This window comes from Streptomyces sp. (assembly GCF_035645055.1).
GTDB lineage: Bacteria > Actinomycetota > Actinomycetes > Streptomycetales > Streptomycetaceae > Streptomyces.
The window spans coordinates 41,847-56,350 of record NZ_DASQNH010000042.1 but is presented as its reverse complement, the minus strand read 5'-3'; the positions used below and the strand labels follow the sequence as shown (position 1 = coordinate 56,350).

The following is a 14,504-nucleotide window of genomic DNA, read 5'->3' as shown; positions in this document are numbered from 1 at the left end:
GGCGGAGCTGCCCGACGGAGAGGACCCCTCCGTGCTGGCCACGCTGGCCGTGCTGGCCGTACTGGCCGTGCTGGCCAACGGAAGCGGCCTCTCCGTACTGGCCGATAGGTGTCGCCCCTCCGTACGTCCCGGCGGAAGTGACAGCTCCGTCCGTCCTCACCGGGTCGTGCGTGCTCGGAGCCTCCTCTGCCTCGCCCGAGTCCCGGCCTCGGGCCGGCGGCGACGCCGTCTGCTCACTGTGCCCAACGGGCTCACCACGACCAACCGGCTCACTGTGCCGAACGGGCTCGCCACGACCAACCGGCTCACTGCGACCAACGGGCTGACTGCGGCCAACGGGCTCTCTGCGATCGCTGAGCGAAGGGATCGGATGGGCGTTGCCCGTGGCCCTGCGGTCATGGGGAGCGTCGTCCCGCGCCGACGGCTCACGAGGAGCGTCGGGCCGGGGCGGAGTCGGCTGGTGCATCGCGAGCGACTTCCTCTGCGCGCTGTACGCCTCGGGTGAGGCCGGCGCCGGTCGAGGGGTTCCGGCAGGACAAGGGCGGTACGGCGGCATCACCCGTCCAGGCGTTCCGCCACTCAGGTGAACGGAGCGGGCCTCCCCGGGGTCACGGCTGGGATCGGCCGGTACCGCCGAAGAACGGTGCCGGAAGCGGGCCGCTCCAGACGCCGCCCGACGGCGGCCCGGCAACAGCCATCCGCCGACGGCGCTCACCACCCGCCGGTACCGACGCCGACGTCCTTGCCCCACGCTCATGTGTCCTCCCGCATACCGCCCCCGGTGCCGCCGCTGCCGGTGCCGGAGTGCGGGTCTTGCGAACAGCTGCCGCGCCGCCGCGCGGGCCCCTTCGAAAGGCGCGGACGGGTGCCGCCGGGCCGTCCCGCCCCCGGGTGCGTACCGGCGCCCGTCGTACGGGAGCGCGGTCCCCTGCTGGCCGTGTCCGGCGTCTTCGCCCCCGAAGGGAGTGTGCGGGCCCGGGCGCGGCGGCGAGTGGACGGAGCCGGCGGCGGCGCGAGCGTGGGCTGGGCGCCGGGGTCCGCACGGTCGGGCGCGGCACCGCCGGAGTTCCGAGCGTCGTCCGGCGCCGCAGTCGCCTCCTCCCTCTCCACCGCTGCCACCGTCTCCACGACGCTGGGACCGGCACTGTCCGCCGCCTCGTCATCGTCGGCGCGAGTCACGCGAGACGTACGTCCGTCCCGCTCTCCGCGCAGGCAGCGGCGGATCGACTCCGGATCCAGTCCCTCGTTGACCGCCTGGTGGAGGAGACGCGCGAAGAGATAGTCGGGGTCCGCGCCCAGTGCCATGGCCAGGGCCTCGCGGGCCTCCAGTTCGTCACCGGTCGACCAGGCGACCCAGCCGGCGAGGGTCAGGGGTGCGGCGGCGTGCTCGCCATAGGGTCCGACGCAGCGGCGGGCCAGCGCCCGCCAGAGCCGGAGAGCGGGCCCGGCCTCGTCTCCCTCCATCCACTCCGCAGCGCGGTCACGGGTCGCGCGGTCCTGCAGGCCGAGGATGAGCGCGGCGGCTTCGCCGTGGTTGATCAGCTCGTCGTCGCGGAGGTCCGCCAGGAGCGATCCCGACACCGGGCGGGCCGTGGCCAGCCGTCCGATGAGCCGCTCGGCCAGCGCGAGCGTCTCCTCGGCCACGCCGGCCCGGCCGGCGTCGTCCAGGATCCTGGGCACGAGCGCCATGCTCGCCGTGTCCAGGGCGACCTCCTGCTCCAGGGCGGCCGCGGTCTCCCATGGCAGCAGCCTGGCGCGCAGCTCCCGCAGGGTGCCGCGCACCTGGATCCCGGCGTAGGTCGCGGCGGCCGCCAGGACCGAGGTGCCGGGCAGTCCCATCGGCTCTCCCTCGGCCGGGCAGCACCCCTTCATCTCGCAGCAGTAGGACCAGAACCGTCCCTCGGAGATGCACAGCGCCTCGACCACGGGGGCGCCGCGACTGCTGCACTGGCGCCGCAGTTCGTCCGCCAGCGGCCGGAGCCGTTCCATGACCTGCCGGCCTGTCTCGCCGGCGCCCGGCTCCTGGCAGAGGTAGGCCACCATCCGCTCCGGGACACCGCGCCGACGGGCGCTGCCCGCCATCAGACCGCGCGTCAGCTCCGCGGCGACCGACGCCCAGTCGTCGGGGCTCGCGGGGATGCCGAGCCGGGCCCGGCCGCCGAACCTGCCCCGTCCGCCCCAGTTGTGCAGGGCGACGAGCACGACGCTGTCCTCGGGGTGGTACCCGAGCAGATACGGCAGGGCGTCCGCCAGTTCCGCCGGGGTGCGCAGGGTGACCTGGTGGGTCTCGGTCCGGTCGTCGAGGACGTCGGCGTCCGTGGCGGCCGTAGGCTTCGGGGCCGCCTCTGCGGTGCTGCGGGCGTCGGGAGCGCTCTGCCCCTCCCGCCCCTCCCGTCCCGTGATGTCGTCGTTGTCGAAGGAACCGGTGGTTTCGTCGTGATTCGTCGTCATGCGAAGACGATCTCGCGGAATCCAAGACTCCGCTTCGACCTGTGGATAACTCCGATCAGGGACACGTCACCAGCACCTCCGGAGGGGTGACGACCGCCGCCGCTGCCCCCTCTCCCCTTCTCGCCGTGCCCGCTGTCAGTGCCGTCCTGTTGTATGGAACTCATGGAGCACACGAGCAACGCGGATCTCCGGGCGGAGGCCGACGCGGTCCTCGCCCGTCTTGTCGGGGACGCGACGGGCGCGGCACGGCTGCGCGAGGACCAGTGGCGGGCCATCGAGGCGCTGGTCGCCGAGCGGCGCCGGGCGCTGGTCGTCCAGCGCACGGGATGGGGCAAGTCCGCGGTGTACTTCGTGGCGACGGCGCTGCTGCGCGCCCGGGGCAGCGGCCCCACCGTGATCGTCTCCCCGCTGCTCGCGCTCATGCGCAACCAGGTCGACTCCGCGGCGCGGGCCGGTATCCACGCCCGGACGATCAACTCCTCGAACACCGAGGAGTGGGCCGGCGTCCAGGCCGAGATCGCCGCCGGTGCGGTGGACGTCCTGCTGGTCAGCCCGGAGCGGCTGAACAACCCCGACTTCCGCGATCAGGTGCTGCCCGCGCTCGCCGCGGCGACGGGGCTCCTCGTCGTGGACGAGGCGCACTGCATCTCCGACTGGGGCCACGATTTCCGCCCCGACTACCGACGGCTGCGGACCATGCTCGCCGACCTCCCGGCGGGCGTCCCGGTGCTCGCGACCACCGCCACCGCCAACGCGCGCGTGACCGCTGACGTCGCCGACCAGCTCGGCACCGGAGGCTCCTCGGACGCCCTGGTGCTGCGCGGCCCGCTGGACCGCGAGAGCCTGAGCCTCAACGTGCTGCGGTTGCCGGACGCCGCGCACCGGATGGCGTGGCTCGCCGACCACCTCGACGAACTGCCGGGCTCGGGGATCATCTACACGCTCACCGTGGCCGCCGCCGAGGAGGTCACCGCCTTTCTGCGGCACCGCGGGCACATCGTCGCCTCGTACACGGGCAAGACGGATAACGCCGAGCGGCAGCAGGCGGAGGAGGATCTGCTCGCCAACAAGGTGAAGGCCCTGGTCGCCACGTCCGCCCTCGGTATGGGGTTCGACAAGCCCGACCTGGGGTTCGTGGTGCACCTGGGCTCGCCCTCTTCCCCCATCGCCTACTACCAGCAGGTCGGCCGCGCCGGACGTGGCGTGAAACATGCCGAGGTCCTGCTCCTGCCGGGGCGGGAGGACGAGGCGATCTGGGAGTACTTCGCCTCCCTCGCCTTCCCCCCGGAGGATCTGGTCCGCCGCACCCTCGACGTCCTCGCCCGCGCGGACCGACCCCTGTCCCTGCCCGCTCTCGAGCCCCTGGTGGAGCTGCGCCGCTCCCGCCTGGAGACGATGCTCAAGGTCCTGGACGTCGACGGGGCGGTCCGAAGGGTCAAGGGCGGCTGGATCGGGACGGGGCAGCCGTGGACGTACGACACCGAACGGTACGACTGGGTCGCCCGGCAACGGAAGGCCGAACAGCAGGCGATGCGCGAGTACGCCTCGACGAGCGGCTGCCGCATGGAGTTCCTGCAGCGGCAACTGGACGACGAAGGCGCCAAGCCCTGCGGCCGCTGCGACAACTGCGCGGGCCCCCGCTTCACGGCGGACACCTCCACGGCCGCCGTGGATGCCGCGCGCACGGATCTCGGGCGGGCGGGCGTCGAGGTGGAGCCCCGGCGGATGTGGCCGACCGGCCTGCCGGCGATCGGCGTCGACCTCAAGGGCCGTATCCCGGCCGGCGAACAGGCCAGCCCCGGGCGGGCGTTGGGCCGGCTGTCGGACATCGGCTGGGGCAACCGGCTGCGGCCGATGTTCGCGCCCCAGGCGCCGGACGGTCCCGTGCCGGACGATGTGGCGAAGGCGGTCGTGGGGGTCCTGGCCGACTGGGCCAAGGGCCCTGGCGGCTGGGCGACGGGAGCACCGGATGCCCAGCCGCGCCCCGTCGGCGTGGTCACCGTCGCCTCCCGCACCCGGCCACAGCTGATCGGCTCCCTGGGCGAGCACATCGCCCGCGTGGGGCGGCTGCCCCTGCTGGGCACGGTCGAGTACACCGCCGACAGCGGACCGGTCCCCCGAAGCAACAGCGCCCAGCGGCTCAAGGTGCTCGACGGAGCGCTGACCGTGCCGCCCGCCCTCGCCGCCACGCTGGCCGACCGCCACGGACCGGTGCTGCTCGTGGATGACTTCACGGAGACCGGCTGGACCCTCGCGGTCGTGGCCCGCATGCTCCGACGAGCCGGCGCGCAGGGGGTGTTGCCCCTGGTTCTGGCCGTTCAGGGCTGACGCCCGGCACGGTGCCCGCGAGCCCGCCGACGCACCGTCACCGATCCATTGCCGACCCCGCTGCCGACCTGCCTCCCGGCGGCCGGAGTACGGGCGTGGCCTGCACCGTCGCTCCCAGGCGTCGCCCGGCGTACCTATGGGTAGGGATATAAGCCACGCACCACCCGATAAGGGCCGGTGGCCCCAATTGCTCGTTGCCGCTTCCAGGTTCGACAGGAAGAATTGAAGTCCGCTCCCCGCACGGCTCGTCCGTGATCAGGCAGGGCTCCGCTGCGGTGTGCGCTCCCCCCGAAACCAACCCCCGCCCGCAGTGTGGGCGCGTAGCCGAAGGGAGGATCGTGACCTTCGGATTCGCTCCGTCCTCGGCATCCACGTCGACGTCCGCCGACCTGTCCGCCGCATCCGCCACCCCTGTGGCCCGGATGCTCGAACCCGCGGAGTGGGCCGCCGCCGGGATCCCCCTGCTGCGCAACCCGCGCGAGGTGGTCAGCGGGCTGCACGCACGGCATCGCCCCCAGCCGGCCACCGCGATCGTGGCCGTGCTCGACCCGGACGAACGGCTACGGGCGAGCGCGTCCTTCACCCGCCGCCCGGCCCCGGCCGACGGCTGGATGTTCCGCAACGCGCTCCTCGCCCAGCTGCGCCGGGTCATCCCGCACGATCTGCGCCGCCGTACGCCGGTGCGCACGGCCGTGCTGCTGTACTGCCGGGACGGCGAAGCGCGTTGGACGGAGGAGGACGGAGCCTGGATGTGGGGCCTGCGGGACGCCTGCACACTCCACGGCCTGCGCTGCGGGGCGTACATCACCCTGACCAGGGACGGCTGGCAGGTCCTCGGCGAGGGACGCGGCGGACGCCGCCCGAGCACGGACTCGGCACCCGAGCCGTTCGCCCTGTCCGAGGCGCCGCCACCGCCGATACGCACCGGCGGCGCGACCTCCGAGGTACTGCGCCGAGCGGCGGCACGCTGAGCCGCCCACGGCTCCGCGGCAGCACCGGCCGACGGTACGCGCTCCCCTGACCGGGCGCGTACGTTACGCCCCTGGCCCCAGCCACAGCCACAGCCACAGCCACAGCCACAGCACGAACAGCCTTGACCGATCGCGCGCTTGGTTACGGCCGAACAGCACCGGCGGCTGCCCAGGCGACCGCCTCGGCACCGCACCGAAACCCACGCCGGCAGGCGGCCACACACCCCGGCCGTCCGGGCACGGCAAAGCCGTCACGCATGCGCGCGGCCTCGCCCGCCCCGAGACCGGGGGTCTGCTCGACGCTGCTCAGACCCCGACGCCCAGCACCGCGTTGATCTGCTGCGGGTCACCGCAGACGATCAGCAGTGCACCGGCGCGCTTGAGGGCCAGAGGCAGAGCGGTGGCGGCCACGGCGTCGGAGCCGCCGTTGACGGCGACGACGACCACCGGTCGGGAGGCGGCACGCCCGGCGACGGCGGCGTCGGCGTAGAAGACGTCGTCGCGCGCGTCGTGCTGGGCCCAGTAGGCGGCCTCACCGAAGGACAGCTCATGGGCAGCCCACGGGTGCTGCTCGCCGGTGGTGATCACCAGCACGTCGCCGGGGGCCCGGCCCGACTCCAGGAGAAGATCCACGGCCTCCTCGGCGGCGTCGAGCGCTCCCTCGACCGAGGCCGGGATCAGCTGGATCTGCGGGGTCGCCGGAGCCGAAGCGGAGGCGGCGGGGGCGGCCGGGCCGGGATGGGTCGCTGCCGCGTCACGCGGCGTCCGCTGCACCGGAGGCGCGGGCCGGAGAGGGCCGGGACGACCAGGACGCGGCGGAGCCGCGGGGCGGGGGCCGGGTACGGGGCGGGGGGTCGGCGCGGTGCGGCCACTGGCCGGAGTGGCGCGGGGACCCTGGGCACTCTCGTGAATCTGAGGCTCCTCGGGGATGAGAGGCATGACTTGATGTTTATCAAACGTTGGTGCGGCACGCGCGACTGGGTGGCACATACGTGCGATCGGAAGTGTCAGAAATCGAAGCCGAGCTGGCCCTCGATTTCCGGAACGCGTCCATCCGCCCAGCTGCAGGCCTTCTTGAGGTGCCGCCACTGGGGCAGCGCATCAAGATACGCCCACGACAACCGGTGGTACGGAGTGGGACCCCGCACCTCCAGTGCGGCCTTGTGCACGGGCGACGGATACCCGGCATTGTCCGCGAAACCGAAGTCTGCATGGTCGACACCCAGTTCGGCCATCATTTTGTCCCGCTGAACCTTGGCGATCACCGATGCCGCCGCCACCGCCACACACGACCGGTCACCCTTGATCACGGTACGGACCTTCCAGGGCCCGCCGAGATAGTCGTGCTTGCCGTCGAGGATCACCGCGTCGGGGCGGACCGGCAGGCCGTCCAGAGCGCGCACCGCGGCGAGCCGCAGCGCCGCCGTCATCCCCAGCTCGTCGATCTCTTCCGGGGAAGCGTGCCCCAGGGCGTACGACGTGACCCACTTCCGCAGCGTCTCGGCAAGCGCGGTGCGCCGCTTGACGGTGAGCAGCTTGGAGTCGGTGAGACCTTCGGGGGGCCGGCGCAGTCCGGTGATCGCCGCGCAGACGGTGACGGGCCCGGCCCACGCGCCGCGCCCCACCTCGTCGACACCGGCAATGATCTTCGCTCCGGTCGTGGCGCGGAGTGAGCGCTCGACGGTGTGAGTAGGTGGTTCGTACGGCATGGCGCCCTTAGCGTACGCCCGTCCGAAGCCGCGGCGACACCCCGGTTTGCCCTTGCCGCATCCCGACGCTCTCCGCCCGTGCTCAGCCCCCGGCGACGCGGAGCAGCGGCATCATCAGCTGGTCGGCCATCTCCTCAAGGACTTCGATCATCCCATTCGCAGCCGCACATTCTTGATCGGTACATCATCATCGCCGGGACAGCGTCGAGAACGCATCCGTTGACGGCGTCCGCCCACACGTCGCCTCGCGTGATTCCACGTTCGGTCACCTCGCGCAGCAGCTTGACCGTCGGCTCCACCCGCGACGCCGGGGTTTCCGCCGGCACCGCCGGTCTGCTCCACCCCTCGACGATCACCGCATGGAAGCGCTACGCCTGCATGGTGTCGCATGCGTGAATGACGGAACGCAAGGCGATACCCGGGCGCGAGAACATCGCGTTACGCGCCTGGAGGCACAGCGCGAGCAGATCCTCCCGCACGCTCCGGAGATCGGGCGCCGCGTCCAGCCGCGGTAGCCCGGCCTGCAGCGCGTCCGCGGCGATGGCCGTGCTGCCCTGGTCACCGCGTGGTGGGTGATCCGCGTTCGCAAGAGCGATCTGGAAACTCAGTCCGGCACGGCGGGCCCGATGGTCGGCTGGGCGAAGGACTTCGCGGGCCACCCAGGCCGCCGGGGCGAGGGGCATGACGGGGGTATGCCCGCGGCTCACCGGCCGGCCCGCGTATGACCGCGGATGGCGGGACAGCGTCCATCGGTCCGACGGCGAGGACGCCGGTCCGGCCTCCCGCGCGCTCCACACCGGCGCCGCCGTCAGCACCGCCGCCGCCACCGGTACCGTCACGGTGAGCAGGGCCGACAACACCCCCTGCGCTGGCCGACAGATCCCGCGGCGCAGCGGAGCGCACCGCGGATACCGTGACAACGCAGCCCGATCACGGAGAGTTCCCGCCCTGCACGGAGAGTTTTCAGCGTATCCCGGAGGGTCCAGGCCGCCCTGGTCAGCCGGTCGTGGGAACCCAGTCCGGCAGCGACTCCGTCCGCTCCGCCCACGCGGCGGGCGGCGCCCCCGCCTTGCAGGCGGCGATCACCCCGCCCACGATGGCGCAGGTGGTGTCGACGTCGCCGCCGGCCTGCGCGGTCGTCCAGAATGCACCCTCGTAGTCCCCGAGCGAGCGCGCGGCCGACCAGAGGGCGAAGGGCACGGTGTCATGAGCCGTCGTACGCCGTCCGCAGCCCAGCACGGCCGCGACCGTGGCCGCGTCGCCATAGTCGAGCATGTCGCGGGCGCGGCGCAGGCCCGCTCCGACGGCGCTCTTCGGGACGAGCGCGATGACCCCGTCGAGCAGCGCCTCGGCGCTCGGCGGCCCGGCGGGATCGGCGGCCAGCGCGGCGGCCGCGGCGACGGCCATGGCGCCGACCACGGCCTCGCGGTGCTGGTGCGTGGGGTAGGCGGAGATCTCCGCCTGGTGGGTCGCCTGCTCGGGGTCGTCCGCGTACCAGGCGCCCAAGGGAGCGATCCGCATGGCGGCGCCGTTGCCCCAGGACCCCTGGCCGTTGAAGAGCGCGGCGGCCAGCTCACGCCAGTCGCCGCCCTCCCGGACCAGCCGAAGCAGCCGGTTGACGGCGGGACCGTAGCCGCGGTCGAAGTCGTGGTGGTGGGCGAAGGAGTGGGCCAGGGCGTCCTGGTCGATCCGTCGGTGGGCGGCGAGGACGGCGACGACGGAGCAGGCCATTTCCGTGTCGTCGGTCCACTGCCAGGGGCCGGGCGGCAGCTCCCGTCGCTTCAGCAGCGGATAGTTCACCGGCACGAAGAACTGGGAGCCCAGCGCGTCCCCCACGGCCAGTCCGCGCAGGCTGGCCAGGGCGCGGTCCAGGCGCCCGTCGGAAGAGGAGTCAGCGGTCATCGCCCTGCCACTCTATCCGGTGATCCCATAGGGCTCCGGATCTCGCCAGCGTTCGAACGGCCGGTCCAGTGTGTACCTGCCGTCCTCGCCCAGAACGAGCATCCGCATGTCGCCGTTCCCGGGGTTCAGCAGCGACTCGAACTCGGCGACCGTCCAGTGGAACCAGCGCATGCAGAACAGCCGCATGGCCAGGCCATGGGTCACCAGCAGCACGTTCGGCGGATGGTCGGGGGCCTCGAAGCTGCGGAACAGGCTTTCGAGGAAGCCCCCGACCCGGTCGTAGACGTCGGCCCCGCTCTCGCCTTGGGCGAAGCGGTAGAAGAAGTGCCCGTAGGCGTCCCGGTAGGCCTTTTGCAGGCGTACATCGTCGCGGTCCTGCCAGTTCCCCCAGTCCTGCTCGCGCAGCCGGGGCTCCTCGCGCACGCGTATCAGCTCGGGGTCGAGGTGGAAGGCCTGCAGGGTCTCGTGCGTACGCCGGTACGGGGAGACGTACACGCTGACCCGTTCCCGGCCGAACAGCTCCCGCAGTCTCTTGCCGGTCTCCTCGGCCTGCTGCCGGCCCCGCTCGGTCAGGGCCAGGGCGTGGTCGGGTTCGCGTTCGTACACGGAGTCATCAACATTGCCCGTTGACTCGCCGTGCCGGACAAGGACGATGCGCCGTGGTCGTGCCATGCCAAAACCCTAGATCGCGCCGCGGGCGGCGGAGCACTCGTACGGGCTCCATACGGCGTAGGTCACACATTTCCCTCACCGGGCGCCACACAGGAGGCGCGGTTCGACCGCCCGGCCGTCAAACCGTCCAGGTCGGCTCCAGGTCGACGACGTCGCCGGTGAGCGCGGCGACGTCCGCTTCGGTCTGGGCCCGCAGGGCGAGCCGCTCCACCCGCTCGGTGCGGTACTTGCCGTGCTCGGCCGCCGACCGCCACATGGACAGGACCATGAACTCGTTGCCGGGCGCCTCGGCGAACAAGCCGCGGATCATGCCCGGCGAACCGGCCATCGCGGGGTTCCAGACCTTCTCCTGCATCAGGGTGAAGTTCTCGACGCGTCCCTCGTGGACCCGGCAGAGGGCGACGCGGAGAAGATCGGCGTCCGTGAAACGGGGTTCGAACCCGGTCTTCACGTCGAAACGGTGGTCGAACAGTCTGGCCTGGGCGTCCTTGAAGGTGCCCGACTGCGCCGCCGCCAGCCGGTCGTGGGAGCGGGCCATGAAGGAGTCGTAGAAGGCCCGGCTCTCCCAGAAGGCGAAGACATGGGCCACCGAGGGCCGGCTACGGCTCCAGCCCCCGCCCTGCCCCCGAAAACCCGGCTCACCCAGCAGCCCCGCCCACTTTCGCTGTCCCCGCTCGAACCCCCGACGGTCCACCACGGTGCAGCGAATCCACTTGACCAGCACCGCGCCATGGTAAGGCCACGGAACGTGGCGGGGGTCACGCTCCGGCGGACCGGACACGCGCGAGCGCCCCGGCGCGCGTGGCAGGATGGGCAACCGTCTTGGACCGCCCGGCAGTTCGGCCTGCGGGCACTCGGGAAGGGGGACGTTCGTGAACGGCATCAGCAAGGGGATCGGCAAGGTCGAGATCGCGCTCAAGTGGGACCCGAGTCCGGCGGGGCAGCCGCCCACCGATCTCGACATAGTGGCCGCCACCTACCTGGCGAGCGATCCGTACGGCGATCCCGCGTATGTGGTGCACTTCGACAGCCGCTCCCCCGACGGCACCATCTATCTCAACCGGGACAGCAAGGACGGCAAGGGCTTCGGCTGGGACGAGGTGCTGACCGTGGAGCTGCACCGGCTCGATCCGCGCTACGCGCGCGTGGTGGCCGGTGTCGCGATCCAGCAGCGGCCCGCGCGGCGCACCTTCGTCAGCGTGGTCAACCCGGCTCTGCGCATCCGCGAGGGGTACGCCGATCTCGCCCAGGACGACTTCGACGGGATCCTCGGGGCGACCGCGGCGACGGTCGCGGAGTTCCGGCGCGACGAGGCGGGAGTGTGGGAGTTCCACCCCGGGCTGATCGGCTTCGAGGACGACCCCACGCACTTCGCACGCACCATGGGAACCCTGAGCAGGCCCTGATTCCGCGCGGAAGCCCCGCAGACGCCAGGAGGGGCGCCGGCTCGAAGCCGGCGCCCCTCACTCACAGCTCAGCGGTCAGCTGCAACCGCTGGTCGAGCCGCAGCCCTCGCAGATGTAGCAGGAACCGGCCCGCTGCATCTTCGTGCCGCAGGAGAAGCACAGCGGGGCGTCGGCCTGGATGCCCAGCTGCATCTCCACCAGCTCGGCGCTGGTGTGGGCCTGCTTCGGAGCGGACTTGGCCACCTCGGCCTCGGCCTTCGGGGTGGCGACGGCCTTGAGCTCCTGGGCGCGCGGCGCCGACTGGGCCAGGCCCTCGACGTCGACGTCCTCGTCGTCCAGCGGCTCGTAGGAGCCGGTCTCCAGGTGACGCTGACGCTCCTCGGCGGAGTGGATGCCGAGCGCGGAGCGGGTCTCGAAGGGCAGGAAGTCGAGCGCCAGGCGGCGGAAGATGTAGTCGACGATCGACTGCGCCATCCGCACGTCCGGGTCGTCCGTCATACCGGCCGGCTCGAAGCGCATGTTGGTGAACTTCGAGACGTACGTCTCCAGCGGCACGCCGTACTGGAGACCGACCGACACCGCGATGGAGAAGGCGTCCATCATGCCCGCGAGGGTCGAGCCCTGCTTGGACATCTTCAGGAAGACCTCGCCGAGACCGTCGTCCGGGTAGGAGTTGGCGGTCATGTAGCCCTCGGCGCCGCCGACGGTGAAGGACGTGGTGATGCCGGGACGTCCCTTCGGGAGGCGCTTGCGGACCGGACGGTACTCGACGACCTTCTCGACCTTGGCGGCGGGGGCCTCCTCGGCCTTGACCTCGGTCTTCTTGTCGTCGTCCTTCTTCTTGGCCGACAGCGGCTGGCCGACCTTGCAGTTGTCGCGGTAGATGGCGAGGGCCTTGATGCCCATCTTCCAGGCCTCGAAGTAGATCTCCTCGACCTCCTCGACGGTCGCCGTCTCCGGCATGTTGACCGTCTTGGACAGGGCGCCGGAGATCCACGGCTGGATCGCGGCCATCATGCGGACGTGGCCCATCGGGGAGATGGCGCGCTCGCCCATGGCGCAGTCGAACACCTCGTAGTGCTCCTGCTTGAGGCCGGGGGCGTCGATCACATTGCCGTGCTCGGCGATGTGGGCGACGATCGCCTCGATCTGCTCCTCCTGGTAACCCAGGCGGCGCAGGGCCTGCGGGACGGTGCCGTTGACGATCTGCATCGAGCCGCCGCCGACCAGCTTCTTGAACTTGACCAGGGCGAGGTCGGGCTCGAGGCCGGTGGTGTCGCAGGACATCGCCAGGCCGATGGTGCCGGTCGGGGCGATGACGGACGCCTGGGAGTTACGGAAACCGTTCTTCTCGCCGAGGCGGAGCACGTCGTTCCAGGCCTCCGTGGCGGCGGCCCAGATCGGCGTGTCCAGGTCGTCCATGCGGACGGCCTTGTCGTTGGCGTCGGCGTGCTGCTTCATGACGCGGTTGTGCGCGTCGGCGTTGCGGGCGTACCCGTCGTACGCGCCGACGACCGCGGCCAGCTCCGCGGAGCGGCGGTAGGCCGTACCGGTCATCAGGGAGGTGACGGCACCGGCGAGGGCGCGGCCGCCGTCGGAGTCGTACGCGTGACCGGTGGCCATCAGCAGGGCACCCAGGTTGGCGTAGCCGATGCCGAGCTGGCGGAACGCGCGGGTGTTCTCGCCGATCTTCTCGGTCGGGAAGTCGGCGAAGCAGATGGAGATGTCCATCGCGGTGATGACCAGCTCGACGACCTTCGCGAAGCGGTCGGCGTCGAAGGACTGGTTGCCCTTGCTGTCGTCCTTCAGGAACTTCATCAGGTTCAGCGAGGCCAGGTTGCAGGACGTGTTGTCCAGGTGCATGTACTCGCTGCAGGGGTTCGAGCCGTTGATCCGGCCGGACTCCGGGCAGGTGTGCCAGTGGTTGATCGTGTCGTCGTACTGGATGCCCGGGTCGGCGCAGGCCCAGGCGGCCTCGGCCATCTTGCGGAAGAGAGCCTTGGCGTCGACCTCCTCGATGACCTCGCCGGTCATACGGGCACGCAGGCCGAACTTGCCGCCCGCCTCGACCGCCTTCATGAACTCGTCGTTCACGCGGACCGAGTTGTTGGCGTTCTGGTACTGGACGGACGTGATGTCGTCGCCGCCCAGGTCCATGTCGAAGCCCGCGTCGCGCAGCGCGCGGATCTTCTCCTCTTCCTTGACCTTGGTCTCGATGAAATCCTCGATGTCGGGGTGGTCGACGTCGAGGATGACCATCTTGGCCGCGCGGCGGGTGGCACCGCCGGACTTGATCGTTCCTGCGGAGGCGTCGGCGCCGCGCATGAAGGAGACGGGGCCGGAGGCGTTGCCGCCGGAGGACAGCAGCTCCTTGGAGGAGCGGATGCGGGAGAGGTTCAGGCCGGCGCCGGAGCCGCCCTTGAAGATCATGCCCTCTTCCTTGTACCAGTCGAGGATCGACTCCATGGAGTCGTCGACGGACAGGATGAAGCAGGCGGAGACCTGCTGGGGCTGCGGGGTGCCGACGTTGAACCAGACCGGGCTGTTGAAGCTGAAGATCTGGTGCAGGAGGGCGTACGCCAGCTCGTGCTCGAAGATCTCGGCGTCGGCGGGCGAGGAGAAGTACTTGTAGTCCTCACCGGCCTTCCGGTACGTCTTCACGATGCGGTCGATCAGCTGCTTGAGGCTGGTCTCGCGCTGCGGCGTGCCGACAGCACCGCGGAAGTACTTGCTGGTGACGATGTTGACCGCGTTCACCGACCAGAAGTCGGGGAACTCGACGCCACGCTGCTCGAAGTTGACCGAGCCGTCGCGCCAGTTGGTCATGACGACGTCACGGCGCTCCCAGGTGACCTCGTCGTACGGGTGCACGCCGGGGGTGGTGTGGATGCGCTCGATACGCAGCCCCTTGGTGGCCTTGGCGCCCTTCGTTGCTCGGGACCCTCGTGCCGGACCGCTCGCCGTCTCTGTCATGCCGCCTCCCTGTACGGGCGAAAACGCCCTGAAGTGCCCCTATGTTCCCGGAGCACGGTGTTCTGTCTGATGTTGCGGGCACCCTCTCGCTG

10 protein-coding genes and 1 pseudogene are annotated in these 14,504 nt (G+C 71.3%); 3 read left to right on the top strand and 8 right to left on the bottom strand.

Annotated features, from left to right (window positions below):
- Nucleotides 1-753: 753 nt before the first annotated feature.
- Nucleotides 754-2,451, bottom strand: a complete 1,698-nt coding sequence (locus tag VE614_RS14100) for a DUF4192 domain-containing protein (RefSeq protein WP_324936389.1) — start codon at nucleotides 2,449-2,451, stop codon at nucleotides 754-756.
- 162 nt (nucleotides 2,452-2,613) lie between these two features.
- On the opposite strand from VE614_RS14100, the gene VE614_RS14095 reads away from it, so the two are divergent.
- Complete coding sequence (locus tag VE614_RS14095) at nucleotides 2,614-4,779, top strand: RecQ family ATP-dependent DNA helicase (RefSeq protein WP_324936387.1); 2,166 nt, start codon at nucleotides 2,614-2,616, stop codon at nucleotides 4,777-4,779.
- Between the two features lie 338 nt (nucleotides 4,780-5,117).
- On the top strand, nucleotides 5,118-5,750 hold the full coding sequence (locus tag VE614_RS14090; RefSeq protein WP_324936385.1) for a hypothetical protein: 633 nt from the start codon (nucleotides 5,118-5,120) through the stop codon (nucleotides 5,748-5,750).
- Nucleotides 5,751-6,056: 306 nt separating this feature from the next.
- Here the strand turns inward: VE614_RS14090 and VE614_RS14085 are convergent, their stop codons facing one another.
- The 6 genes and pseudogenes from VE614_RS14085 to VE614_RS14060 form a co-directional block, all read right to left on the bottom strand.
- Nucleotides 6,057-6,689 carry a hypothetical protein gene (locus VE614_RS14085; protein ID WP_324936383.1) on the bottom strand — a complete coding sequence of 211 codons (633 nt, stop codon included), beginning with the start codon at nucleotides 6,687-6,689 and terminating at the stop codon, nucleotides 6,057-6,059.
- A 68-nt stretch (nucleotides 6,690-6,757) separates the two neighbouring features.
- The gene (locus VE614_RS14080; protein ID WP_324936381.1) at nucleotides 6,758-7,459 is read right to left on the bottom strand and encodes a ribonuclease HII; all 702 of its coding nucleotides are present in this window, start codon (nucleotides 7,457-7,459) and stop codon (nucleotides 6,758-6,760) included.
- An 82-nt stretch (nucleotides 7,460-7,541) separates the two neighbouring features.
- Nucleotides 7,542-8,001, bottom strand: a pseudogene (locus tag VE614_RS14075) (TetR-like C-terminal domain-containing protein); the annotation flags it as partial.
- Nucleotides 8,002-8,455: 454 nt separating this feature from the next.
- Nucleotides 8,456-9,361, bottom strand: a complete 906-nt coding sequence (locus VE614_RS14070; protein WP_324936379.1) for an ADP-ribosylglycohydrolase family protein — start codon at nucleotides 9,359-9,361, stop codon at nucleotides 8,456-8,458.
- 12 nt (nucleotides 9,362-9,373) lie between these two features.
- Nucleotides 9,374-10,033 carry a histidine phosphatase family protein gene (locus tag VE614_RS14065; protein WP_324936377.1) on the bottom strand — a complete coding sequence of 220 codons (660 nt, stop codon included), beginning with the start codon at nucleotides 10,031-10,033 and terminating at the stop codon, nucleotides 9,374-9,376.
- A gap of 118 nt (nucleotides 10,034-10,151) precedes the next feature.
- On the bottom strand, nucleotides 10,152-10,757 hold the full coding sequence (locus VE614_RS14060; RefSeq protein ID WP_324936375.1) for a YdbC family protein: 606 nt from the start codon (nucleotides 10,755-10,757) through the stop codon (nucleotides 10,152-10,154).
- 148 nt (nucleotides 10,758-10,905) lie between these two features.
- Here VE614_RS14060 and VE614_RS14055 point away from each other — a divergent pair, with 148 nt between their 5' ends.
- Nucleotides 10,906-11,439 carry a TerD family protein gene (locus tag VE614_RS14055; RefSeq protein ID WP_324936373.1) on the top strand — a complete coding sequence of 178 codons (534 nt, stop codon included), beginning with the start codon at nucleotides 10,906-10,908 and terminating at the stop codon, nucleotides 11,437-11,439.
- Between the two features lie 75 nt (nucleotides 11,440-11,514).
- On the opposite strand, the gene VE614_RS14050 is transcribed toward VE614_RS14055, so the two are convergent.
- The gene (locus VE614_RS14050) at nucleotides 11,515-14,412 is read right to left on the bottom strand and encodes a vitamin B12-dependent ribonucleotide reductase (RefSeq protein WP_324936371.1); all 2,898 of its coding nucleotides are present in this window, start codon (nucleotides 14,410-14,412) and stop codon (nucleotides 11,515-11,517) included.
- Nucleotides 14,413-14,504 lie beyond the last annotated feature (92 nt).

Excerpts from the sequence above, each read along its gene's own strand:
- VE614_RS14050 (WP_324936371.1), bottom strand. The coding sequence starts at position 14,412 with ATGACAGAGACGGCGAGCGGTCCGGCACGAGGGTCCCGAGCAACGAAG.
- VE614_RS14095 (WP_324936387.1), top strand. The coding sequence starts at position 2,614 with ATGGAGCACACGAGCAACGCGGATCTCCGGGCGGAGGCCGACGCGGTC.
- VE614_RS14070 (WP_324936379.1), bottom strand. The coding sequence starts at position 9,361 with ATGACCGCTGACTCCTCTTCCGACGGGCGCCTGGACCGCGCCCTGGCC.
- VE614_RS14085 (WP_324936383.1), bottom strand. The coding sequence starts at position 6,689 with ATGCCTCTCATCCCCGAGGAGCCTCAGATTCACGAGAGTGCCCAGGGT.
- VE614_RS14100 (WP_324936389.1), bottom strand. The coding sequence starts at position 2,451 with ATGACGACGAATCACGACGAAACCACCGGTTCCTTCGACAACGACGAC.
- VE614_RS14080 (WP_324936381.1), bottom strand. The coding sequence starts at position 7,459 with ATGCCGTACGAACCACCTACTCACACCGTCGAGCGCTCACTCCGCGCC.
- VE614_RS14065 (WP_324936377.1), bottom strand. The coding sequence starts at position 10,033 with ATGGCACGACCACGGCGCATCGTCCTTGTCCGGCACGGCGAGTCAACG.